22 protein-coding genes are annotated in these 24,174 nt (G+C 67.0%); 9 read left to right on the top strand and 13 right to left on the bottom strand.

What is annotated here, in order from left to right:
• Window positions 1-168: 168 nt before the first annotated feature.
• The 3 genes from G467_RS0113635 to rsgA form a co-directional block, all read right to left on the bottom strand.
• The gene (locus G467_RS0113635) at window positions 169-2,451 is read right to left on the bottom strand and encodes an NADP-dependent malic enzyme (RefSeq protein ID WP_022970302.1); all 2,283 of its coding nucleotides are present in this window, start codon (window positions 2,449-2,451) and stop codon (window positions 169-171) included.
• Window positions 2,452-2,542: 91 nt separating this feature from the next.
• Window positions 2,543-3,820 carry a peptidase MATCAP family protein gene (locus tag G467_RS0113640; RefSeq protein ID WP_022970303.1) on the bottom strand — a complete coding sequence of 426 codons (1,278 nt, stop codon included), beginning with the start codon at window positions 3,818-3,820 and terminating at the stop codon, window positions 2,543-2,545.
• A complete protein-coding gene (rsgA, locus tag G467_RS16945) occupies window positions 3,807-4,937 on the bottom strand; it encodes a ribosome small subunit-dependent GTPase A (RefSeq protein WP_022970304.1) in 1,131 nt (376 codons plus the stop codon). Before rsgA ends, G467_RS0113640 begins: the two co-directional genes overlap by 14 nt.
• A gap of 58 nt (window positions 4,938-4,995) precedes the next feature.
• On the opposite strand from rsgA, the gene G467_RS16950 reads away from it, so the two are divergent.
• From G467_RS16950 to G467_RS17200, 8 genes are all read left to right on the top strand, one after another.
• The gene (locus tag G467_RS16950) at window positions 4,996-5,418 is read left to right on the top strand and encodes a DUF4345 family protein (RefSeq protein WP_022970305.1); all 423 of its coding nucleotides are present in this window, start codon (window positions 4,996-4,998) and stop codon (window positions 5,416-5,418) included.
• A gap of 45 nt (window positions 5,419-5,463) precedes the next feature.
• On the top strand, window positions 5,464-6,717 hold the full coding sequence (locus G467_RS0113655) for an aminotransferase class I/II-fold pyridoxal phosphate-dependent enzyme (protein WP_022970306.1): 1,254 nt from the start codon (window positions 5,464-5,466) through the stop codon (window positions 6,715-6,717).
• A gap of 5 nt (window positions 6,718-6,722) precedes the next feature.
• A complete protein-coding gene (locus G467_RS0113660) occupies window positions 6,723-7,319 on the top strand; it encodes an SGNH/GDSL hydrolase family protein (protein ID WP_022970307.1) in 597 nt (198 codons plus the stop codon).
• Window positions 7,320-7,328: 9 nt separating this feature from the next.
• Window positions 7,329-8,222, top strand: a complete 894-nt coding sequence (locus G467_RS0113665; protein WP_022970308.1) for an ATP-grasp domain-containing protein — start codon at window positions 7,329-7,331, stop codon at window positions 8,220-8,222.
• Between the two features lie 110 nt (window positions 8,223-8,332).
• Window positions 8,333-9,079: an electron transfer flavoprotein subunit beta/FixA family protein gene (locus G467_RS0113670; RefSeq protein ID WP_022970309.1), complete on the top strand. Its 747-nt coding sequence runs from the start codon at window positions 8,333-8,335 to the stop codon at window positions 9,077-9,079.
• 10 nt (window positions 9,080-9,089) lie between these two features.
• The gene (locus G467_RS0113675) at window positions 9,090-10,028 is read left to right on the top strand and encodes an electron transfer flavoprotein subunit alpha/FixB family protein (RefSeq protein ID WP_022970310.1); all 939 of its coding nucleotides are present in this window, start codon (window positions 9,090-9,092) and stop codon (window positions 10,026-10,028) included.
• Between the two features lie 7 nt (window positions 10,029-10,035).
• Window positions 10,036-10,422 (top strand): hypothetical protein, encoded by a 387-nt coding sequence (locus G467_RS0113680; protein WP_022970311.1) that lies wholly within the window; start codon window positions 10,036-10,038, stop codon window positions 10,420-10,422.
• Between the two features lie 7 nt (window positions 10,423-10,429).
• Window positions 10,430-11,965 carry an AMP-binding protein gene (locus G467_RS17200; RefSeq protein WP_051130489.1) on the top strand — a complete coding sequence of 512 codons (1,536 nt, stop codon included), beginning with the start codon at window positions 10,430-10,432 and terminating at the stop codon, window positions 11,963-11,965.
• 21 nt (window positions 11,966-11,986) lie between these two features.
• On the opposite strand, the gene G467_RS0113690 is transcribed toward G467_RS17200, so the two are convergent.
• The 10 genes from G467_RS0113690 to G467_RS17915 form a co-directional block, all read right to left on the bottom strand.
• On the bottom strand, window positions 11,987-12,622 hold the full coding sequence (locus G467_RS0113690; RefSeq protein WP_026802707.1) for a CoA transferase subunit B: 636 nt from the start codon (window positions 12,620-12,622) through the stop codon (window positions 11,987-11,989).
• An 84-nt stretch (window positions 12,623-12,706) separates the two neighbouring features.
• Window positions 12,707-13,441, bottom strand: coding sequence for a CoA transferase subunit A (locus G467_RS0113695; protein WP_022970312.1), 735 nt, complete (start codon window positions 13,439-13,441; stop codon window positions 12,707-12,709).
• Window positions 13,442-13,522: 81 nt separating this feature from the next.
• Window positions 13,523-15,988, bottom strand: coding sequence for a glycosyltransferase (locus G467_RS17675; protein WP_022970313.1), 2,466 nt, complete (start codon window positions 15,986-15,988; stop codon window positions 13,523-13,525).
• Window positions 15,985-17,403, bottom strand: a complete 1,419-nt coding sequence (locus G467_RS16965) for an ABC transporter ATP-binding protein (protein ID WP_022970314.1) — start codon at window positions 17,401-17,403, stop codon at window positions 15,985-15,987. Before G467_RS16965 ends, G467_RS17675 begins: the two co-directional genes overlap by 4 nt.
• On the bottom strand, window positions 17,393-18,190 hold the full coding sequence (locus G467_RS0113710) for an ABC transporter permease (RefSeq protein ID WP_022970315.1): 798 nt from the start codon (window positions 18,188-18,190) through the stop codon (window positions 17,393-17,395). The genes G467_RS16965 and G467_RS0113710 overlap by 11 nt, the downstream gene beginning before the upstream one ends.
• 16 nt (window positions 18,191-18,206) lie before the next feature.
• The gene (locus G467_RS0113715; RefSeq protein WP_022970316.1) at window positions 18,207-19,367 is read right to left on the bottom strand and encodes a cystathionine gamma-synthase; all 1,161 of its coding nucleotides are present in this window, start codon (window positions 19,365-19,367) and stop codon (window positions 18,207-18,209) included.
• 77 nt (window positions 19,368-19,444) lie between these two features.
• Window positions 19,445-20,815 (bottom strand): pyridoxal-phosphate dependent enzyme, encoded by a 1,371-nt coding sequence (locus G467_RS0113720; protein WP_022970317.1) that lies wholly within the window; start codon window positions 20,813-20,815, stop codon window positions 19,445-19,447.
• Window positions 20,816-20,971: 156 nt separating this feature from the next.
• Window positions 20,972-21,190 carry an HP1242/YdcH family protein gene (locus G467_RS0113725; protein ID WP_022970318.1) on the bottom strand — a complete coding sequence of 73 codons (219 nt, stop codon included), beginning with the start codon at window positions 21,188-21,190 and terminating at the stop codon, window positions 20,972-20,974.
• Between the two features lie 372 nt (window positions 21,191-21,562).
• The gene (locus G467_RS17680; RefSeq protein ID WP_022970319.1) at window positions 21,563-22,606 is read right to left on the bottom strand and encodes an OmpA family protein; all 1,044 of its coding nucleotides are present in this window, start codon (window positions 22,604-22,606) and stop codon (window positions 21,563-21,565) included.
• Window positions 22,603-23,073, bottom strand: coding sequence for a DUF4398 domain-containing protein (locus tag G467_RS17915; RefSeq protein WP_081644696.1), 471 nt, complete (start codon window positions 23,071-23,073; stop codon window positions 22,603-22,605). Before G467_RS17915 ends, G467_RS17680 begins: the two co-directional genes overlap by 4 nt.
• Here G467_RS17915 and G467_RS0113740 point away from each other — a divergent pair.
• Window positions 23,066-24,172, top strand: coding sequence for a PilT/PilU family type 4a pilus ATPase (locus G467_RS0113740; RefSeq protein ID WP_022970321.1), 1,107 nt, complete (start codon window positions 23,066-23,068; stop codon window positions 24,170-24,172). The genes G467_RS17915 and G467_RS0113740 overlap by 8 nt on opposite strands.
• Window positions 24,173-24,174 lie beyond the last annotated feature (2 nt).

Raw genomic sequence — 24,174 nt, forward strand, 5'->3', positions numbered from 1 at the left:
CAGGGGGCGGGAAAGGGGCGCTACGGGTGGGTATGGTGGGGTTTGCGCAAATTGATGCGCCCCTCACCCTGGCCCTCTCCCCGGTGGGGAGAGGGAGAACATCGCGGCACTCCCTCTCCCCGCGCGCGGGGAGAGGGCCGGGGTGAGGGGCAGCTCGACGAAGCGCGCTTACGCCCCGCGCGCCGCCCGAATCTGCGCCTCGACCGCCGCGATCGCCGTCATGTTCACCACGCGCCGCACCGTCGCCGAGGGCGTCAGCACGTGGGCGGGTTTGGCCATGCCCATGAGCACCGGGCCGATGCCGATACCGTCGGTCATCACGCGCGTGAGGTTGTAGGCAGTATTCGCGGCATCGAGGTTGGGCAGCACCAGCAGGTTGGCGCGGCCGGTCAGGCGCGAATCGGGGAACATGCGCTCGCGGATTTCCGAGTTCAGCGCGGCGTCGACATGCATCTCGCCTTCGACTTCGAGCCTGGGATTGCGCTCGAGGATGAGTTCGCGCGCCCGACGCATCTTCTGCGCGCTCGCCGAATCATTGGAACCGAAATTGGAATGGCTGATCAGGCCGACCTTCGGCGTGATGCCGAACAGCTTCAGACGGTACGCGGCCTGCAGCGCCGATTCGGCGATCTGCTCGGCGGTCGGGTCGTACTGCACATGCGTATCGGTGAAGAAGAACGGGCCCTTGTCGGAAATCACCACCGACAACGCCGACAGTGATTTCACGCCCGGATCCAGGCCGATCACGTCGACGACATGCTTGAGCTTGCCCTGGTAGCGGCCAACGAGGCCGCAGAGCATCGCGTCGGCTTCGCCGCGCTTGACCATCAGCGCCGCGATGACCGTGCTGCGCGAGCGCACGATTGCTTTCGCGGCCGGCGGCGACACGCCGCGGCGCGCCATGATCTGGTGGTAGTGCTGCCAGTAGTCGTTGAAGCGCGGATCGTCGTCGGGATTGGTCAGATCGAAATCGACGCCGGCCTTCAGACGCAGACCCAGACGCTGGATGCGTTTTTCGATGACCGAGGGACGGCCGATGAGGATCGGACGCGCCAAGCCGTCGTCGACGACCGTCTGCACGGCGCGCAGTACGGTTTCTTCTTCGCCCTCGGCATAGACGACGTGCTTGAGCTCGGCGCGCGCGCGGTCGAACATCGGCTTCATGAGCAGGCCGGTGCGATACACGAACTGCGACAGCTGCTCGGTGTAGACGGTCAGATCGGCCAGCGGTCGCGTGGCGACACCGGACTCGATCGCGGCTTTCGCAACGGCCGGCGCCAGCGAGATCAGCAAGCGCGGATCGAACGGACGCGGAATCAGGTATTCGGGACCGAAGCGTGGTGTCTCGCCGCTGTAGGCCGTGCCCAGATCGGAAGCTTCGCGACGCGCGAGCTCGGCGATCGCGCGCACGCAGGCGCGCTTCATCTCTTCGTTGATCGTGGTCGCGCCGACATCGAGCGCGCCGCGGAAGATGTACGGGAAGCACAGCGCGTTGTTGACCTGGTTCGGATAGTCCGAGCGGCCGGTGGCGATGATGCAGTCCGGCCGCACGCGCTTGGCGTCTTCGGGCAGGATTTCCGGATTGGGATTGGCGAGCGCGAAGATGATCGGCTTGTCGGCCATTGTCGCGACCATTTCCGGTTTCAGCACGCCGGCGGCGGACAGGCCCAGGAACACGTCGGCACCGGCGACGATCTCGGCGAGCGTGCGCTTGTCGGTGTCGCGCGCGTAACGCTGCTTGTCGGCTTCCATGTGGCCGCGGCCGGTGTAGAGCACGCCGTCGCGGTCGAAGGCGAGGATGTTTTCCGGTTTCATGCCCAGCGACACGAGCATGTCCAAGCAGGCGATGCCGGCCGCGCCGGCGCCGCTGGTCGCGAGCTTGACGTCCTCGATGTTCTTGCCGACCACGTGCAGGGCATTGAGCATCGCCGAGCCGACGATGATCGCGGTGCCGTGCTGGTCGTCGTGGAAGACCGGGATCTTCATGCGCTCGCGCAGCTTGCGCTCGACTTCGAAACACTCCGGCGCCTTGATGTCTTCGAGGTTGACGCCACCGAAGGTCGGTTCGAGGCTGGCGATGATGTCGACGAGCTTGTCGGGATCGCGTTCGGCGATTTCCAGATCGAATACATCGATGCCGGCGAATTTCTGGAACAGCACGCCCTTGCCTTCCATGACCGGCTTGCCCGCGAGCGGACCGATGTCGCCCAGGCCGAGCACCGCCGTGCCGTTGGTGATGACGGCGACGAGGTTGCCGCGCGCGGTCAGGCTGAAGGCTTCGCGCGGGTCGGCGATGATCGCCTCGCAGGCATGCGCGACGCCGGGCGAATACGCGAGCGCGAGGTCGCGCTGGGTCACCATGGGCTTGGTCGCGACGACCTTGATCTTTCCGGGCGGCGACTGCCGGTGGTAGTCGAGGGCGGCTTGCTTGAATTCGTCTTGTTCGGACATGGCGGGGACTTTCAGGGCGCGGACGGCGTAAGACGCCGATTCTAGCGTGCCGGCGTGACGGTTGCCGACGTGGGCGTATGGCCCGTGGCGCCTAGAGGCCGAGCACGAGGTCGTCGGCGTCGACGTTGTCGAGGCGGATCTTGTTGGCGAACAGGGAGAACGCGAGCATACCCGCCAGGCCATTGGCCTTCTGCACCCAGGGCGGCAGGTACAGCGGCTCGACGAGATAGCCGGCATCGAACAGGGGCTCGAGCGCGAACACGTCGCGCAGGCTCATCTTGCCGGCGAACAGCAGGCGGGTCAGGCGCAGGCGACGATGGCGCAGGCACCAGCGGAAGAAGGTGTGCACCGACAGCAGGCCGTGCAGATACACCGTGTCCTTGGTGAACGCGCTGCCGCCCGTGACCGGCACGCCGCGGAACACGCGCTGCGCCGAGGCGAAACTGTCCGATTCGGCCTGCCCCGCGTCGAGGAAAAACTGGAACACCTCGATGAAATCCGCGCCGTGCAGCGCCTTGTGGATCGCGATGATGCGCAGGCTGATGCGCTTCATGCGCTCGATGTCGATCGCGCCGGTGATGAGCTCGGCGAACGTCGCCAGGCCTTCCTGGGTTGCGGTCACGCGCGGCGAATTGCGCGCGAAACTCTTGAAGTAAGGCTGCTCGCGGCCGTTGAGCGCGGTCAGCGAATGCACGAAGGCCTCGTGTTCGAGCAACTGGTGCCGGTCGTATTCGCTGAAGGCCGCGCCGCTGCGCAGACGGATGCGGGTCGGGCCGGCGGCGGCCTTGGCAATGAGGTTCGGATCGAGTTCGATCTTGACCTGGTGGTGCACGAAGAACTTGTCGAGCGAGGCCTGCAGTTCTTCCTGCATCGTCGTCGCCGACAGGCAGTAGTCGGCCTCGGCGACGGCGAGCTCGCGGTCGAGTTCGTCGGCGAGCTCGATGAAATGCGTCGCCGCCTCGATATTGCTCGGCCCGTTGCCGGGCAACGCATCGCCGGGACGGCCGAACAGACGCACGGAATAGTCGGTGACGGCGGGCGTGCCGAGTGCTTCGAGCAATTGCGTGGCGATGATCCAGCTGGTCGCGGTGCGCTGCAGGTATTGCCCGAGCGGATGTTCGGCATCAGCGGCGGCGATGATCGCCTCGAGCTCGCGCCGTGTCTGCGCGTGGTCTTCCTTGCGGTATTCGATGACCGGCAAGGCGCGCTTGCCACTGCGCCAGCCGTCGAGGAACTGTTGCTGCGCGGCCTGCGGCCAGCTCACCGATTCGAGCAGGCGGATGCCGCGCACCGCCGACTCCATGCGCGCGTCGAGCGCGGCGTGGTGGGCGATTTCGATCGGCAAGGGCTTGCGGTCAGCGACGTCCATATTTGTCTTTGAGGCGTTTGTTGAGCGCCTTGTTCAACACCTTGTCTTCGGCCCGGCGCTGCGCCAGCGTCACCGCCGCGGCATCGCGTTCGTCGCGCAGCTTGCAGTAGGACGCGTAGCGCACGTCGTCGAGCTCGCCCGATTCGATCGCCGCGCGCACCGCGCAGCCCGGCTCGTTGCTGTGTCCGCAGTCGCTGAACCGGCAGTTGCCCGCGAGCGCCTCGATGTCGTCGAAACCGCCGTCGGCGAGATCCTCCTCGCCGCTGAGCTTGAGCTCGCGCATGCCGGGCGTGTCGATGAGGCAGCCGCCCTGCGGCAGCGGAATCAGCACGCGATTGGTCGTGGTGTGGCGGCCGCGCTGGTCGTTCGCGCGCACCTCGTTGGTTTTCATCTTCTGCGTGCCGAGCAGGGTATTGGTCAGCGTCGACTTGCCGGCACCGGACGAGCCGACCAGCACCGCACTCTTGCCCGGACCCAGATACGGATGCAGCACGACGAGGCTTGCAGCGTCCTTGGCATTGACCGGATAAACGGGAATGCCGGTGAGGCGCTCGTTTTCCAGCACCTCGAGCACATCGTCGAGGATGTCGCACTGGTCGGCCTTGGTCAGCACCAGCACGGGTGCGGCGCCGCTGGCCTGGATGATCAGCAGGTAGCGCTCGATGCGGCGCGGATTGAAGTCCGCATCCAGACCGCTGACCACGAGCACGTGGTCGATGTTCGCGGCGATGAGCTGCTGGCGGTAGTGCTCGCCGGCGGCACCGCGCTTGAGCAGGGCCTTGCGCGGCAACAGACGGGCGATGTTCTTGCCCTCGGCATCGAGGGCGACCCAGTCGCCGACGACGGCGCGCTCGGTCGGGTCGCCACGCGGGCGGGTCCAGGCGGCCGGGGGCTGCACGCGGCGCTGGTCGCCGGCGAATTCAGCGACATCGAAACCGCTGCGGTGCTGGCCGATGACGCGGGCGATGCGGGCGTCGCCGGCGGCGAGCCGCAGTTCTTCATCGTCGGGCCAGCCGATGATCCGCAGCGCGGCGTAACGATCGGCGGCGGTCGGGTCGGTGGAGGATGGCGCGGCGTGGCTCGATTCGGGTTCGATCGGTTCGGACTCGGTGGACATTGCCGGCATTCTAGCCCCGTGCACCTTTTCTTGACCGGCCACCGGGCAGCCTGCGGGCATGAAAACCTTTTCGCGGGTGTGGGTGGCATTGGCGGGCCTGGGCTTCCTGGGCTTCGGCGTGTGGCTGGTCATCGACCCGGCCGGCGGTCTGGCGGGGGTCGGCGTCGGGGCCCGCGACGCGGCCGGACTGATCGAACTGCGCGCGTTCTACGGGGGCCTGGAGCTGGGCCTGGGCGGCTTCCTGCTCGCCTGCACCAAACGCCGGGGACTGCGCCGGCCGGGCCTGTGGCTGACCCTGGCCAGCAATGGCGGCATCGGCGCGGTGCGCCTGGCCACGATCGCCCTGACCGGGGTCGCGACACCCTTCCTGGCGATCGCCCTGGTCTGGGAGCTGGGCTTCGCCGGGGTGGCGGGCTGGTTGCTGAGCCGGAGCAAGGCCAAAGGGCGGGTCGCCAGCGAGCCGGCGCCTACAAAGCTTTAGGGGTTTGCGGTAGGCTCGGCGGCGGTTTTCACTGATTTTTAACCCATGCCGCACAACCGCCTTGTCACCCGCGAACGCCTGTCCGAAGTCCGCTACGAAATCCGCGGCGAACTCGCCCGCCGGGCGCTCGAACTCGAGGCCCAGGGCCGCCCGCTGATCAAGCTCAACATCGGCAATCCCGGCGCCTTCGGTTTCCGTGCGCCCGAGCATCTGCAGCAGGCGATCGCGCAGAACCTGCCGGGCACCGATCCGTACACGCACCAGCAGGGCCTGCCGGCCGTGCGCGAGTACATCGCGGCGCACTACAAGAAGCGCGGCACGCCGAACGCGACGCTCGAGCGCGTGTTCGTCGGCAACGGCGTGTCCGAACTGATCGACATTTCCCTGCGCGCCCTGCTCAATCCCGGCGACGAAGTGCTGATCCCGAGTCCCGACTATCCCTTGTGGACCGCCGCGACCATCCTCAACGACGGCAAGGCGGTGCATTACGACTGCCGCCCGGAAAACGGATTCCTGCCCGACCCCGCCCAGGTCGAAGCGCTGATCACGCCGCGCACGCGCGCGCTGGTCATCATCAACCCGAACAACCCCAGCGGTGCCGTGTATCCGCGCGAGCTGCTGGTGCAGCTCGTGGACGTGGCGGCCCGGCATGGCCTGCTGCTCATGGCCGACGAGATCTACGACGGCATCACCTACGACGACGCGGCGTTCCAGCCGCTGGCGCCGCTGGCCGGCGACCATCCCTGCATCAGCTTCGGCGGCCTGTCGAAAGTGCATCGCGCCTGCGGTTGGCGCGTGGGCTGGGCGGTGCTGTCGGGCGAAGCGACGCGCCTGGGCGACTATCACCACGCGATGGATCTGCTCGGCGCGCTGCGCCTGTGCGCGAACGTGCCCGGCCAATTCGCCGTGCCCGCCGCGCTCAGCGGTCCGGACACGATCACGCCGCTGTGCGTGGACGGCGGCCGCCTGTACGAAACACGGCGCGCGGTCATGGACATCTGCGCGGGCAGCGAACATCTGGATCTGGTCACGCCGCGAGGCGCGCTGTACGCGTTCCCGGCTGTCGTCGGCGCCGCCGCGGAAGGTTTCGACGATCACCGCTTCGCGCTGGAATTGATGGAAGACGAAGGCGTGCTGGTCGTGCCCGGCTCGAGCTTCAACGTGCGCTATCGCAATCATTTCCGCGTCACCTTGCTGCCCGAAGCGAGCACGATGCGCGAAGTGTTCCGGCGCATCGACGCCCTGCTCGGCCGTTACGCCGAGAGCGCGGCGCAACGTCGCGCCGCCGCTGTCGCCTGAGCCCAATGCAGTCACTGCGTTATCTGGCGCTCGGCGATTCGTACACGATCGGCGAAGGCGTCGCCGAGCACGAACGCTGGCCCGAACAATGGTGCGCGGCCCTGCGCAAGGCCGATGTCGCCGTCGACGCGCGCATCATCGCGCGCACCGGCTGGACGACCGATGAGTTGTGGGCGGCGATGGATGCCGCCGAGCCGCTGGGGCAGTTCGATTTCGCCTCGCTGCTGATCGGCGTGAACAACCAGTACCGCGGCCGCAGCGCCGACATCTATCGCACCGAATTCGCCGCCCTGATCGAACGCACGATCGGCCTGGTCGGCGACCGCCCCGAACAGGTCATCGTGCTCGCGATTCCCGATTGGGGCGTGACCCCCTTCGCGCGCGCCAGCGGCCGCGATGCCGTGCAGATCGCCCGCGAGCTGGACGCCTACAACGAGATCGCGCGCGACATCTGTTCGCTGGAAGGCGCGAACTTCCTCGACATCAGCCCCTTGGTGCGCGAAAACGGCGGCGACACCGACATGCTCGCCGACGATGGCCTGCATCCGTCGGGCGCGATGTATGCCCGTTGGGTGGAGTTGCTGCTCGATACGATGCCGTAGAATCGCGGCATGAAAATCGCCCTCGTCACCGCCATCGCTGCGTTCGCCCTCGACGACGACCTGCCGCCCCTGCTCGCGGCGCTGCAACGCGCCGGCGCGGACGCGCAGATCCTCGCCTGGGACGATCCGACGGTGTCGTGGTCGCGCTTCGATGTCGCCTTGCTGCGCTCGCCCTGGGATTACACCGAACGCCTGGCGGAATTCCTGGCCTGGGCGCGGCGCATCGATGCGCAGACACGCCTGCTCAATCCCTTGCACGTGATCGAACGCAACACCGACAAGCATTATCTGGCCGATCTCGCGCGCGCCGGCATCGCGGTGGTGCCGAGCGTGTTCGCCGAACCCGGCGAGGACGCGGCGCAGGCACTGACGGCGTTTCTCGCGCAGTTCGCCGACGCGGCCGAATTCGTGGTCAAGCCCGCGGTCGGCGCCGGCTCGCGCGATGCCCAACGTTACGCGCGCGACCAGCACGCGGCCGCCGCCACGCATGTCGCGCGTCTGCTCGACGGCGGACGCAGCGTGCTGCTGCAGCCCTACCTGGCCTCGGTCGACAAGGACGGCGAAACCGCGCTGATGTTTTTCAGCGGCCAGTTCAGTCATGCGATCCGCAAGGGTCCGCTGCTGCAGCGCGACGAGGGCCCGACCGATCACCTGTTCGCGCCGGAAAAGATCACCGCGCGCGTGCCGGGCGCCGACGAGACCGCCCTCGCCACGCAGGTGGTCGCCGCCCTGCCCGACCTGCTCGGTCTGGCCGGTCCGCTCACCTATGCGCGCATCGACCTGATCCGCGCGGCCGACGGTAGCCCGCGCCTGCTCGAGCTCGAGCTCACCGAGCCTTCGCTGTTCTTCCTGTACGACGACGCCTCGGCCGACCGTTTCGCCGCCAACCTGCTCGCTTTGTAGGAGCGGGATTTTAGGGTGTGAGCCCCAGCCCGCTCCGGGTACAATCGCCCCTCCCCAAAGCCTGCCCGCGGCCTGCCCGCGTGGACGGCCTGTCCCACAGGAAACAGCGCATGAAAATCTTGGTCGCCTATAAGCGGGTCGTCGATTACAACGTCCGCATCCAGGTCAAACCCGACGGCTCGGGCGTGGTCACCGACGGCGTGAAACTGTCGGCCAACCCGTTCGACGACATCGCGCTCGAAGAAGCGCTGCGTCTGCTCGACAAGGGCCTGGCGACCGAAGTCATCGTCGCCACGATCGGCCCGGCCGATTGCCAGGCGCATCTGCGCAATGGCCTGGCGATGGGCGCGAACCGCGCGATCCATGTCGTCTCCGACCAGCCGATCCAGCCGCTGACCGCCGCGCGTGCCCTGCTCAAGCTGGTCGAGAAAGAGCAGCCCGGCATCGTGCTGCTGGGCAAGCAGGCGATCGACGACGACGCCAGCCAGACCGGCCAGATGCTCGCCACGCTCTGGGGTCGCCCGCAGGCGACGTTCGCCAGCAAGGTCGAGGTCGCTGCCGACAAGGCCACGGTCACGCGCGAAGTCGACGCCGGCCTGGAAACGCTGGAAGTCGATCTGCCCGCGGTCATCACCACCGACCTGCGTCTGAACGAGCCGCGCTTCATCAAGCTGCCCGACATCATGAAAGCCAAAAGCAAACCGCTGGAAACGATCGCGATCGCCGACCTGGGCGTGGCGTCGGGCGACCTGCTGACGACCACGCACTATGCGCCGCCGCCCAAGCGCAGCAAGGGCGTGATGGTGAAGGACGTCGCCGAGCTGGTGTCGGCGCTGAAGGCCAAGGGCCTGGTGTAAGGAGAATCCCATGAGCAAAGTCCTGATCGTCGCCGAACACCTCAACGGCCAACTCAATTCCGCCACCGCGCGCTGCGTCACCTGCGCGAAGGCGATCCACGCCGACAGCATCGACATCGTCGTGTTGTCCGACGCCCCCGATGCGATCGCCGCGCAGGCTGCGCAGATCGCCGGCGTGTCGAAGGTCATCACGGTCGCCAACGCCGCCAATGCGCACGCGCTCGCGCAGGTGCTGGCGCCGCAGATCGCCAAACTCGCCGCCGGCTACACGCACGTCTTCGGTCCGTCGACGACGTTCGGCAAAGACCTCATGCCCTGCGTCGCCGCCCTGCTGGGCGTGGCCCAGGTCAGCGACGTCATGGCCGTCGACGGTCCGCACACCTTCAAGCGTCCGATCTATGCGGGCAACGCGATCATCACCGTCACCGCGCCGGCCGAACACGCCGTCGTCGCAACCGTGCGCACGGCCTCGTGGCCGGCGACCGGCGCCGGTGGCAGCGCCTCGATCGAAGCCGCCAGTGTCGATGCGACCCTGCCCACGCACACGCGTTTCGTGACCCTGCAGCAGGGCAAGAGCGATCGCCCGGACCTGCAGAGTGCCTCGAAGGTCGTCAGCGGCGGTCGGGCGCTCGGGTCGGCCGATGCGTTCTCGATCATCTATTCGCTCGCCGACAAGATGGGTGCGGCGGTCGGTGCCTCGCGTGCCGCAGTCGATGCGGGCTACGTGCCGAACGAACTGCAGGTCGGCCAGACCGGCAAGATCATCGCGCCGGAGCTGTACATGGCGATCGGCATCAGCGGCGCGATCCAGCATCTGACCGGCATCAAGGATGCGGGTACGATCGTGGCGATCAACAAGGACGGCGATGCACCGATCTTCGAGATCGCGGACTTCGGCCTGGTCGGCGATCTGTTCCAGATCATTCCCGAACTCGAAAAAGCGCTCTGATCCTTTGATGAAGCGTCTGCTGATCCTCGCCGCGCTGTCGGGCTTCGCGCTGGTCGCCTGCACCGCCAGCCGCGAGCCGGAATCGGCGGCAGCGGCACCGGTCGCGAACCAGGCTGGCGTGGAATTTGTCCTCACGCCCGCCGCGATGCGCGCCTGCGAGGCACCGATCAATGCGACCGTGAGCTGGCGCGTGGACGCGTCGACGGGCACGAGCGAAGTGCGCGTGGTCACGGTCGACGGCGATGGCGTCGAACGCCTGTTCTCCGATGGCGGCGGTACCGGTTCGCAGAACACCGGAAACTGGGTGACGCCGGCGATCGTGCTGATCCTGCGCGACCGCGCGAGTGGCCGCGAACTCGGCCGCACGCGCATGCAGTCGCTCCCCTGCCATTGAGCCCGCCATGATTCCCAGCAAACCGGTCTGGTCGCCGGGGGAAGAGCGCGTCGAACGCGCGAACCTCAGCCGGTTCATGCGCTTCGTGCGCGAAGAAACCGGCAATGCCGACGTCAACAGCTACGCACCGCTGTACCGGTTTTCGGTCGAACAGCCTGATCGTTTCTGGACCCTGCTCTGGGATTTCTGCGGCATCCGCGGCAGCGGCGATCGCAGTTGCGTCATCGTCGACGCCGATCGTCTGCCCGGCGCACGCTGGTTTCCGAATGTCAGCCTGAACTTCGCGCAGAACCTGCTGCGCTTCGACGACGAACGCGTGGCGATCCGTTTCCGCACCGCCAACGGCGACAACCTCACCACCAGCTATGCCCAGTTGCAGCGACAGGTGGCGGCGCTCGCGGCGGCCTTGCGCGCGCAGGGCATCGCGCCCGGCGACCGCATCGCGGCACTCGCGCCGGCTTGCCCGGACGCGCTGATCGCGATGCTGGCGACGGCGAGTATCGGTGCCGTGTGGAGCGCGCGTGCGCCGACCGGCGATCTCGACGACGCCTGCCGCCGACTGGCCGATCTCGCGCCGCGCCTGGTGTTCGTCGCCGACGGCGCGGCCGGCGCGGGCACGCTGCGTGCCTTGCGCGCGGCCGTGCCCGGTCTCGCAACGCTCGTGCAATTGTCCGGCGTCGAGGCGACGCCGATCTGCGAGGCGGCCACCGCGCTCGCCGACTTCGTCGCGCCCTTTGCCGACGCGGCCAGCGACTACACTCCGGTGGCGTTCGATCATCCGCTGTACCTGACCGAGGCCGGCGACGAACGCGTCGTGCACGGCGCCGGCGGCACGCTGATCCAGCACCTGAAGGAATGGGTGCTGCATGTCGATCTCAAGCGCGAGGACAAGGTGCTGTTCCATGCCGGCATCGATTCGATGGCCTGGTACTGGCTGGCCTCGAGTCTCGCGGTCGGCGCGACCATCGTGCTGCTCGCCGATGCCGAGCTGCCGGCCGACGGCCCGCGGTTGTGGGATCGCGTCGACGAATTCGGCATCACCGTGCTCGGCGTGCACAGCGACTGGTTGAATGCCGCCGCGACAGCGGGCGGTGTACCGAAAGATTCGCATCGCCTGCTGCCGCTGAAGACGATCCTGACCGCAGGCGGCACGCTCGCGCCGGAAAGCTACGATTTCGTCTATCGCGACGTGAAGGAACGCGTTTTCCTTTCGCCGATCAGCACTGGCGGCGACACCCTCGCCTGCTTCGCGATCGGCGCGCCGCTATTGCCGGTGTGGCGCGGCGAACTGTCCTGCCGTGGCCTGGGCATGAAGGTCGAAGTGCTCGATGCGCAGGGCACTCCGGTGGTCGGCGAAGCCGGCGATCTCGCATGCACGGCGCCCTTTCCGTCCCTGCCGCTGGGCTTCTGGAACGACGCCGGCGACGCGCGTTTTCAGGCGGCGTTTTTCGGCAAACACCCGGGCCGCTGGTGCCGCGGCGAACGCGCGGTACTGACCGCGCGCGACGGTTTGATTCCGATGCCGGGCGACCCGCGCCGCTGAGGCGCGGCGCCGGTTCTTTCTTCAGGCGGCGCGACGGAAGGCGCAGCCCGTCTTGGTACGCAGCTCGTCGTCGCTGACACCGTCGGCGGCTTCGATGAGTACCAGGCCATCGTCGGCCACATCGAAGATCGCCAGGTCGGTGATGATGCGGTTGACCACGCCAACGCCGGTCAGGGGCAGATCGCAGTCCTTGAGGATCTTGTGCGATCCGTCCTTCGCGACATGCTCCATGAGCACGACGACACGCTTGACGCCCGCGACCAGATCCATCGCGCCGCCCATGCCCTTGACCATCTTGCCGGGCACCATCCAGTTGGCGAGATCGCCGCGATCGGTCACCTGCATCGCGCCGAGAATCGCCAGATCGATATGGCCGCCGCGGATCATCGCGAAGGAATCGTGGCTGCCGAAATAGCTCGCGCCTTCGCGCGCGGTCACCGTCTGCTTGCCGGCATTGATGAGATCGGCGTCGACTTCGGCTTCGGTCGGAAACGGACCGATGCCGAGCAGGCCGTTTTCCGACTGCAGCCAGACATCGACGCCGACCGGAATATGGTTCGCGACCAAGGTCGGCAAGCCGATGCCGAGGTTCACATACGCGCCATCAGTGAGTTCTTTCGCGGCGCGCTGCGCCATTTCATCGCGTGACCAGGACATGTCATCTCCTTGAAAATCCACCTCTCCCTCGGGGAGAGGTCGCGCCGAAGGCGCGGGTGAGGGCAACTGTGCGAAAGCGCCGGCCTAAGCCCGCACCGTCCGCTGCTCAATACGCTTCTCCGGCGTCGGGTTATGCACGATGCGATCGACATAGATGCCCGGCAGATGCACCTGGTCGGGATCGATCGCGCCGACCTCGACGATGACTTCGGCTTCGACCACGCAGGCCTTGCCGGCCATCGCCACGGCCGGATTGAAATTGCGCGCGGTCTTGCGGAACACCAGGTTGCCCGCCTTATCGGCCTTCCACGCCTTCACCAGCGACACGTCGGTGCGCAGCGCGGTTTCCATGACGTACTGGTGGCCGTCGAACTCGCGGGTTTCCTTGCCTTCGGCGACGATCGTGCCGTAGCCGGTGCGCGTGTAGAACGCCGGGATACCGGCGCCGCCAGCGCGCAGACGCTCGGCGAGCGTGCCCTGCGGATTGAATTCCAGCTCCAGCTCGCCCGACAGGTACTGGCGTTCGAATTCCTTGTTCTCGCCCACGTAGGACGAAATCATCTTCTTGATCTGCCGCGTGCTCAGCAGCATGCCCAGACCAAAGCCGTCGACACCGGCATTGTTGGAGATCACGGTGAGATTCTTGGCGCCGCTGTCGCGCAGCGCCGCGATCAATGCTTCGGGAATGCCGCACAGACCGAAGCCGCCGACTGCGAGCGTCTGGCCATCGCGCACCAGATCGCGCAGCGCGGTCGCCGCGTCCGGATAGAGTTTGTCCATGCCGCGGCGGGCGGCGGGCGTGGCGGGGGACTGCGTCATGGCGACGTTCTCGTGCGACCGGAAAGTCCCGAGTTTACCGCGCACCCGGGCGATACGGCATCGTACTTTTGGCCGGGGCGCTCAGGCCCGATCGAGCTCGCGCGGCGGCGACGGGCCCCATTTGCGCTCGAACGCGGCGCGGTCGGCCTGCAGACGCTGCTCGCGCCGGGCCGCTTCGAACGGATCGAAGGCCGGGGCCGGATGATGGTGCACGAACACATCCTCGGCACGCGCGATCTGCCAGCCGCGCTCGCGCAGACGCCGGCAATAATCCTCGTCCTCGAAACCGCCGGCGGCGAAGCTTTCGTCAAACGGACCGACCTCGGCGAACGCGGCGCGCCGCAGCAGCGCGCAGTGCAGCGTCGCCCGTTCCAGCGGCTGCGCGAGACCGGCATGACGGGCGGTGAATGCACGCGCGAGCACGGCCATGGTGTCGAGATCGGCGTAGTCGATGCCGGCGCCGTCGGCCGGGCCGGTCGGCAGGACCAGGCCCCGGCGCGGCGCGCGACGCAGGTGCGCGACCAGGGTGCGCAGCCAGCCAGCGGTCACGAAACTGTCGGCAGTCAGCAGTACCAGACCGTCACCGCGCGCGAGCTGCAGACCCTGGTTGCGCGCAACGACCTGGCCGCGATCGTCGGCATTGGTGATGACACGACGTTCGTGCCGGCGCTGTGCCGCCCAGGACGCGAGGAAATCGGCGGTGCCGTCGCGCGAGGCATTGTCGACGACGATGATTTCCGGCGCCGGGTAATCGGACAACTCGTCGAGACTGCGCAAACAGGCGCGCAGGAACGGCAGTTGATCGCGGGTGCTGATGACGATGCTCAGCGGCAACTCGGCCAGCGAGGCACCCTCGCCTGCGACGTGGATCTGGTTCGGCAAACAGTCGGCAAGGTCGCGCCAATGCGCGTCCCCGCCCCAGGACTGCGTGCGCTCGCTCTGCGTCCAGGCCAGCAGCTCGCCCAGACTCGCGCGCAAGGCGGCGAAGGCGCTTGCCTCCAGCGGACTCACCAACGGTACCTGCGGAGCAAACAAGTTGATCTGCAGCGCGCCCGGCACCGACGGCAGCGCTTCGACGCGGAAACCGGGCTGATCATGCGGGATGACAGCGCGGGCCATGACGAAGACACGACCGCCCTCAGCCGCACGCGTGCGCGCGGCCGTCTGCGTGTTTGCATCGAGCTGCGCCCAGTCCTGCGGACACCAAAGAAAAACATCGGCCGTGTCTTCGCGCACCGGCGGCAAGGCTGGCAGACGATTCGGCTGCGTCGACAGCGCCGGAGCGAAGGGCGTCGCGTCGGTAGTTTTGCGTTCGCGCCAGGCTTTCAGGCGCCGTGTCAGCGCGCCGGTCGGCCACGGCGCGCGGCCGCCGAGCACGGCGAAGAGATCGGCCTTGCGCTGCAGACGCTGGACACGCGCGCGCAACGCCGAAACGGTCGCCGTCTGTTGCTGTTGGCGCGAGAGCAATTCCCGATGTGCGCGGCCCAGTTGCGCCAGTTCGGTTTCCAGGGCGTCGGCGCGCGCCTGATGTTCGCGGGCGCGACGCGCGGCCTCGCGCAGATCCGCTGACGACGTCGATTCCGCCGTGGTGTCGGACGCAGCCAGGCGCGCGAGCTGATCCGCCTGATCCGCGAGTGCCCGCGCCAGCGTCGTGGCCGGTGGGCTGGCTTCCGGCTGCGCGAGTTTCTGCGCCTGCTCCTGCCATGCGATCGCGTCGAGCGCCGCCCAGGCATCGCCGAGGGCCCGACCCTGCAAGTCGACGACGCTCGCGAAACGTGCGACGCCGGCAGCGTAATCGTCCAGCGCCAGCGGCTGTTCGCGCGCAGCGACGAGTGTGCGCAGCAAGTCATCGACGGCCGCCGGCAGCGCTGCCGTCGGCAACGCATGGTTGCGCAGGTCCTGAGCGAGAAATTCGTCGACGAACCGCGCCTGCGTCGACAGATCGAGCGCGACGCCCGTGCTCGCGGCGATGCGCGCCATCGTGCCGCGCCAGTCAGTCAGCAGTTCGTCGTAGCTGAGCACGCAGCGGGGCAATCCGCGGCTGCCGACGATGGCGTCGGCCAGATGCAGCCACCACAGCCACATCGCCTCGTCCCGCGCCATGCCGTTGCGTGCCGCCAGCGATGCGGCGACTTCCGCGGGATGGCGATAGATGATGACGGCCGTCGGTTCGAGGCCCGCCTGAGTCAATCCTTTTCGCCACACCGGCAGCAGCCGGCACAGTCGCGGATCCTTGATCGCCCACAGCGGATGCGCGCGCAATTGGGCCGCAGCGAAGTCGGCAATCGCGCGGGTCGCGACGTCCGCAGCCGCACTCTCAGCCCAGCCCTCGGGCAAGGGTCGCAAATCGTTCCAGCGACGATCCAGTGCCTGCAGCAGGGCCTCGTCGATCGCGACCGCCTGCGCGGATTCCCAATGGCCCGCTTCGTTGCCTTGCGCTGCACCCATCAGGTGATCGCCCAGACTCGCGCCGCACAGGTTCAGCACCCGACTCAAGGCAGACGTGCCACTGCGATGCGCACCCAGTACGAGCAAGCCCCGACTCATGACGCGTTCTCCGCGTCGTCGAGCCGAACGACCGATGGCAGCGTCTGCCAGGTCGCCGCCGGTTCACGGCTCAGATCGAAGAAGCCGCCGAGGCGGCGATCGCTTGCCGGCACTTCGATGCGGAAACACGCGGCATCGAGCAGGCGGTGCAGATACATGTCCTGCCCGTCGCGACGCGCCTGGCAGCCGGCGTTGAGAAAATAGGTGCCCGGCATGAAGCGTGCATCGAAGCGGAACTCCACGCGCACGTGCGCGCCGGCCGGTACCTCGGCGATCGCGTCGCCATGGGCATGCGAGGCCATCGAGAACAACTCCACGCCCGACATCGACTTGATCATCATGCCGAAATGCACGCCCGTCGCCGCCTCGGAAAAGGCGACCTCGTAGGTGTAGACGTAGTCGCGACCCGGGATCAACACGTTGACGCGATCGCCGGCGGCATTGCGCAGATGCGGGTCGAGGATGCGCGCGCCATGACTGGGGTATTCGACCAGGCTGCGCGGCACGAAACCGGGATCGTGGCGTTCATGCGCCGCGCCGGCGACCGCATGCACCACCGGCGATTCGGGATCGTTGGCCGCAGCGATCGGCGCCGCTGCCGGCGGCCCGTGTTCTCGCCAGTCGCGGTCCTCAGCGACGAGCTCGGCGCGCACCTGCGCGCGGCGCTCCGGCAAGGCATGCACGAGGCGCTGGTAGCGCGCGACAACATCCTTGGGCAGACCGGTGAGAACGCGCTCGCCGGCATCGATGAGTACCGCTCGGTCGCACAGCTGCACGATGCTCGCAGCCGCGTGCGAAACAAACAGAATCGTGGTGCCGTCGCGCTTCATCTGATCGATGCGTGCGAAGCACTTTCGCTGGAACGCCTCGTCGCCCACCGCCAGAGCCTCGTCGATGATCAGCACATCAGGATCGACATTGATCGCGACCGCGAACGCCAGACGCACGGCCATGCCGCTGGAATAGCCGCGCACGGGCTGGTCGAGGTAGTCGCCGAGATCGGCGAAGGCCTCGATGCGTGCGAAACGCTCGTCGATCTCATGCCGGCGCAGGCCGAGCACTGCAGCATTGAGATAGATGTTCTCGCGCCCGGTGAAATCGGGATCGAAGCCGCTGCCCAGCTCAAGCAGGGCGGCGATGCGGCCGCGCACCTGCACCTCGCCCTCGGTCGGCGTGAGCGTGCCGGCGATCATCTGCAGCAGGGTCGACTTGCCCGACCCATTGCGGCCGATGATGCCGACAGTCTCGCCGGCGGCGATGTCCATATCCAGACCGCGCAGCGCCCAGAACTCGCGATAACGCGCACCGGGCGCGATCGCCTGCCACAGGCGATCCAGCGGCCGGCGATACACGTGGTAGCACTTGCCCAGTCCGCGCAGGCGTATGGCCACCGGCGTGACCTGCTCAGAGCACATCGGCAAATCCCCGGCGCAACTTGCGGAACACCCACAGGCCCGAGGCCGCGAACAGCCCGGCGAGCAAGGCATACACGCAAAGGCCCGACAGGTCCGGCATCTGCCCCAGGAACAGCGCCGCCCGCGTCTGTTCGATGATGAAACTCAGCGGATTCCAGGCGATCCAGCGCGCATAGGCCGGCGGCAGCGCGGACGCGGGATAGAACACCGGACTGAGAAAAAGCAGCATCGTCGCGATCATGCCGCTGAGCTGGCTCAGGTCGCGGACGTACACGCCGAGCGCAGCGAGCCACCACGACAGGCCGCACAACAACACGACGAAGGGCGCGGCGATCAGCGGCAGGTACAACGCGGTCGCCTGCACGCCGGCACCGGTCGCGAAAGACACGCCGATCAGGACCAGCATCGCCAGCACGGCATGGAACAGGGCCGCACCGACCGGCACGATCGGCAACACGGCGAGCGGAAACACCACTTTCTTGACGAAGTTGCCGCGGCTGGCGATCGCCAGCGGGGCGCGCATCAGGGTCTCGGCGAGCAGGCCGTGCACGATCATGCCGGCGAACACGCGCGTGGCGAAACCGGCGCGGCTGTCGGCGCCCGGCCAGCGGGCGCCGAGCAATTCATGGAACGCGAACGTGTAGACCACCAGCATCAGCAGCGGCGACAACAGGGACCACAGCAAACCGAAATGCGAGCCGCGATAGCGGCCGAGCACGTCGCGCCGGACCATGCCGTGCAGCAGGTCGAGCCGGAACCGCAGGCTGTCGGCGAGGGCTCCGATCATGCCGGCCGGTCGGCGCTCATCCGAGCGCGCTGTCGAGCTCAGCACGCAAATCGGCGACGTCCTCGACGCCGACCGAGAGGCGCACGAGGTTGTCGGTGATGCCCAGCACTGCCCGGCGATCGGCCGGCACGGAGGCGTGGGTCATGATCGCGGGATGGTTGACCAGGCTCTCGACGCCGCCGAGCGATTCGGCGCAGGCGAACAGTTCGGTGCGCTCCATGAAGCGACGCGCGGCCGGCAGGCCGCCCTTGAGCCAAACGCTGACCATGCCGCCGAAGCCGTGCATCTGCTTCTTTGCGAGTTCGTGCTGCGGATGCGATTTCAGGCCCGGATACACCACCTTCTCCACCGCCGCATGCGTGGACAGCCACTCGGCGAGCGCGCCCGCGTTCTCGCAATGCGCTTTCATGCGCAGGTGCAGGGTCTTGAGGCCGCGCAGCGCAAGAAAGCTATCGAACGGACCCTGCACACCGCCGACGGCGTTCTGCAGGAAGGTCATCTGTTCGGCGAGATGGGCATCGTCGCCGACGACGATCATGCCGCCGACCATGTCGGAATGGCCGTTGAGGTATTTGGTCGCCGAATGCATGACCAGGTGCGCGCCCAATTCCAGCGGGCGCTGCAGGATCGGCGAGGAGAAGGTGTTGTCGACCGCGAGCCAGATGCCGCGCTTGCGCGCGAATTCGGCCAGGCGGGCGATGTCGACCAGCTTGAGCAGCGGATTGGTCGGCGTCTCGCACCAGATGAGTTTGGTCTTCGGCGTCACCGCGGCTTCGAGCGCGGCCATGTCGTTGAGGTCGACGAAACTGAAATCCAGACCGGCGGAGCGGCGGCGCACGCGCTCGAACAGGCGATAGGTGCCGCCGTAGACATCGTCCATGCACACGACATGGCTGCCGGCATCGAGGATGTCGAGCACGGTCGAGGTCGCGGCCAGACCGGAGGCGAAGGCATAGCCCTGCGTGCCGCCCTCAAGCGCAGCGACGCAGCGCTCGTAGGCGAAGCGCGTGGGATTGTGGCTGCGCGAGTATTCGTAGCCCTGGTGCACGCCCGGGCTCTGCTGCACGTAGGTCGAGGTCGCGTAGATCGGCGTCATCACCGCGCCGGTGCTCGGATCGGGCGACTGGCCGGCGTGGATGGCGCGGGTGCCGATGCCGTGTTTTTTGTTGTCGGACATTTGGTTTCCAGTCTGGCTTCGTTGGAGCGGCCCTCACCCCGGCCCTCTCCCGCGAGCGGGCGAGGGAGCATCGGGAATTACTGGGCGCGGCGGCGGAGGTAGTTGAGCAGGTCGATGCGGGTAATCAGGCCGAGGAATTTCGCGCCGTCCATGACGATCGCGACCTGGCCGCGATCGAACACCGGCAGCAGGGACTCCATCGAGGCGGTGACATCGAGCACGTTGAGCTTGCTCACCATCGCCGTCGATACCGGGTCCTGGAAACGCTTTTCGTCGCCGTAGACGTGCAACAGCACGTCGCTCTCGTCGACGATGCCGACGATCTTCTCGCCGTCCATGACCGGCAACTGCGAGACGTCGTACATCTTCATGCGCTGGTAGGCGACGGTCAGCGTGTCGGCCGGGCCGACCACGACGGTATCGCGCTGCGCGTAAGGCCGCAGGATGAGATCGCGCAGATCGCCATACGTCGGGCGATCGAGGAAGCCGTTGTCGAGCATCCAGTAGTCGTTGAACATCTTCGACAGATACTTGTTGCCGGTATCGCAAACGAACACGACGACCTTCTTGGGCGTGGTCTGCTCGCGGCAATACTTCAGCGCCGCGGCCAGCAGGGTGCCGGTCGAGGAACCGCCGAGCACGCCTTCTTTCATGAGCAGCTCGCGGCCGGCGAGGAAACTTTCCTTGTCGGTGATCGCATACGCCTTTTTGACGCGAGTGAAGTCGGAGATCGGCGGCAGGAAGTCCTCGCCGATGCCTTCGACCAGCCAGCTGCCGGACTTGGTGCTGAGCACGCCCTCGTTGATGTACTGCGTGAGGATCGAGCCGACCGGGTCGGCGAGGATCATCTCGACGTTCGGCGCGTTCTTCGCGAAATAGCGCGACAGGCCGGTCATGGTGCCCGAGCTGCCGCAGCCGAACACGATCGCGTCCATCTGGCCGTCCATCTGCCGCCAGATTTCCGGGCCGGTGCCCTCTTCGTGCGCGAGCGGATTGTCGGGATTGCCGAACTGGTTGATGAAGTACGCGCCCGGCGTATCGGCGGCGAGCTTCTCGGCCATGTCCTGGTAGTACTGCGGATGCCCCTTGGCGACATCCGAGCGCGTCAGCACGACGTCGGCGCCCATCGCCCGCAGGTTGAAGATCTTCTCGCGGCTCATCTTGTCGGGCACGACCAGCACGAGCTTGTAGCCCTTCTGCTGCGCGACCAGGGCCAGTCCGATACCGGTGTTGCCGGCGGTGCCTTCGACCAGGGTGTCGCCGGGTTTGATCTTGCCGGCTTTTTCCGCGGCTTCGATCATCTTCAGACCGATGCGGTCCTTGATCGAGCCACCGGGATTCATGCATTCGAGCTTGAGATACAGCTCGCACAGACCCGCATCGAGATGGCGGGCTTTGACGATCGGGGTTTCGCCGATGAGTTCGAGGACGTTTTGATGGACCGTCATAAAGGCGCTGCTGCGCGGGTTTGGCCGGGGGCCGACGGTCGATTGTAGCGCGGAGGACCAGGCGCGCGCGGTCAGGTCGGCGGGCCCAGGTGCGGGTGGCGGCGGCCCGACGAGGAGGGCCGCCGCCACCACAGCGGTGAACTGGCTAGGTGCGGGTCAGTGATGCTTGGCGTCGTACATGCGCAGGAGTCGATCCTTCGCATAGAGCTTTTCGCGTTTCATTTTCGCAAGCGTGTTGTCGTCGAGCGGGAGCACTCCCAGCTCGGCATCCAGCACCTGCTTGTCGAGTTCGCGATGGCGATGGTAGAGCTGCCGGAATTCCGGATCGGTCTTCATCATCGCGTCCACTTCGGTTTGTGGTTGCCCTTCAAACATCGTTGACCTCCTTCAGAAACACGAACGCCCAAGCAGGGTTGCCCGGGCGTGTGGATTGAAATGAAAGGTCAGGTCGTTAGCGCGGGCGTCCCCAGAAAGGTCGCCCGCCCCGGCTATTGGGGCGGCGATTTCCGTGAGGACGAGGTCTGCTTTCATCGGCCTGGCTCGGTTCGCCATGCGGCAACGCGCCACATGGGATATCGAAGCTACTCCCGGGTTTCGGGGGCCGCAAGAGATTTTTTAAGTTATTGATTTTGCTGGTAATCACCGAAATTCAGCCGGTGATTTTCCGGTCTGGGCCGAGCTCAAAAAATTCAAGCACTTAGCCCGTACGGTCGCCCGGCCCAGGGCGCAAGCGCCTGTTTTCCGTAGCTATTCGACGAAGATCTCGACGCGCCGGTTGCGCGCCCGGCCCGGCTCGCTGCCGTTGTCGGCCACGGGAATGGTTTCGCCCCGCCCGGTGGCCCGGATCCGGCTGCCGGCCACGCCGTGGCTGATCAGGGCCTGGCGCACGGCTTCGGCACGCTGACGCGACAGGCTGAGGTTGGCGGCGTCGCTGCCCTGGCTGTCGGTGTGGCCTTCGATATAGATCGCCCCGCGCGGCGCGAACTTGGCGGCGATGCGCTGCACGCTGAGCTGACCCGCTGGCGTGAGCGTGGCTCGGCCGGTCGCGAACGCGGTGCCGGCCAGGGTGAAGAACGGACGACCGGTCGGAATCGGTGGCGCCGACGCCGTCGTAGCGCTGGCGGTCGCGGAGGTGCGCGGCGGCGGATTGCTCGCGGTCGCACTGGCCGTCGCGGGTTTGTTGCTGCCGGTCGCCGGGGTCGACATCGAATCGGCAGCGACGGCGGCGGCGAGTTCGGCTTCCTTGCGCGCCAGCGCGGTTTCGCGCGCGCGCGCGTCGGCGAGCTTGCGGGCCTGCGCGGCCTGCGCGTTCGCGGCTTCGGTGCTGGCGACGCCAGCGAGGCGCTCGGCTTCATTGGTCTCGGCCAGGCGCTCGGCTTCTTCCTCGCGGGCGAGGCTTTGCAGGCGCAGACGGTCGGCTTCGTGGCGCGCGAGTTCGGCGTCCCGGCGGCTGGCTTCGACCATGATCTGGTCGCGCTCGCGGTCAAGCTGCACAGACTGCCGCTGCAGGGACTCGGCCTGGGCCGCAGCCTGCGCGGCCTGGACCCAGCGCTCGGCGAGGAACAGGGCGTGTTCGCGGTCGCGCGAGCGCGCGGCCTGCAGCACCGCGATGGCCTGCCGCGCCTTGAGTCGCTCCAGACCGGCCAGATCGCCCAGCGAGGGATCCTGATCGAGCGCGGCGATATCGGCAGCGAGACGGGCAGCATCCGCATTGGCGTCCTGTGCGAGGACCGGCAGCGTCGCCAGGGCCAGGCACAGGGTCAGACTCAGGGTGGCGGGACGAAGGTTCATCGCTGCGGCACCACCAGCAGTTGCCGGCGCAGATCGGCGTTGCGCGCGGATTTCTCTTCGACCTCGATGCGGGCATTGGCCAGGCGCGCACGTGCGCCAGCGAGGTCGGCCGAGGCATGGGCCTCGTCGGCCCAGCGCAGGGCGTCCTTGTATTTCTTCTTGGCCATTGCCGCCTGCGCCTGCGCGTACAGCTGGTGCGCCTCGTCCAGGGCCTGGGCGGCCTCACCCCGCGGCTGGGCACGTTCGGCAGAGGCGATGGCCGCTTGCGCGGCAGCCATTTCCGCCGTTGGCGGCGTTGCAGCAAAAGCCACCGCGCTGGCAGCCAGAAGGGCCAGCACGAGATAGATTTTTCTATGGGATAGTGTCATAAGGCGCATTCGCGGATAGCTTATACGCGTTATTGTCAGCAGCCGCCCAGCCCCGTGCAACGGGCGGCCCAGGGAAACGAAGGAATCGAAAATGGACATCGGCTATTTCCTCAAGCTAATGACGGAAAAAAACGCCTCGGACATGTTCCTGACCACGGGCGCGCCGGTCTACATCAAGGTTGAAGGCAAACTTTACCCCTTGGGCAATACCGGCCTGCCGGCCGGCATGGTCAAGAAGATCGCCTACTCGCTCATGGACGAGGGCCAGGTCCCGACCTTCGAGCGCGATCTCGAGTTCAACATGGCGATCGCGGTCAAGGACGCCGGCCGTTTCCGCGTGAACTGCTTCAAGCAGCGTGGCGAAGTGGGCATGGTGATCCGCGCGATCAAGAGCGAGATCCCGACCATCGACCAGCTCAAGCTGCCGCAGGTCCTCAAGGACATCGTGATGGAGCAGCGCGGGCTGGTGCTCGTGGTCGGCTCCACCGGCTCGGGCAAGTCGACCGCGCTGGCCGCGATGATCGACCACCGCAATTCCAACAACACCGGTCATATCCTCACCATCGAGGATCCGATCGAGTTCCTGCACAAGCACAAGAAATCCATCGTCAACCAGCGCGAAGTCGGCCTGGACACCCACGCCTTCCACAACGCGCTCAAGAACGCGATGCGCGAAGCCCCGGACGTGATCCTGATCGGCGAAATCCTCGACGCGGTGACCATGGAATCGGCGATCGCGTTCGCGGAAACCGGCCATCTGTGCCTGGCGACGCTGCACTCCAACAACGCCGACCAGACGCTCGAGCGCATCCTGAACTTCTTCCCGGAATCGGCGCACAAGAACATCCTGATGAACCTGTCGCTGAACCTCAAGGCGGTCATCTCGCTGCGCCTGGTCGTCGGCAAGGACGGCAAGCGCCTGCCCGCCAGCGAAGTGCTGATCAACACGCCGATGATCCGCGACCTCATCCGTCGCGGCGAGGTGCACGAGATCAAGGAAGCGATGGACAAGTCGCTGCAGGAAGGCATGCACACCTTCGACCAGTCGCTGTTCAAGATGTTCAAGGACGGCAAGATCGAACTCGAGGAAGCGCTGCGCAAGGCCGACTCGCGCGATGGCCTGGCCCTGAAGATCCGCCTGTCGGAAGGCTCCAGCGGCGAGCACGATCCCTACGCGGACATGTACGGCACGACCTAAGC

The organism is Arenimonas oryziterrae DSM 21050 = YC6267 (assembly GCF_000420545.1).
GTDB classification, from domain to species: domain Bacteria; phylum Pseudomonadota; class Gammaproteobacteria; order Xanthomonadales; family Xanthomonadaceae; genus Arenimonas; species Arenimonas oryziterrae.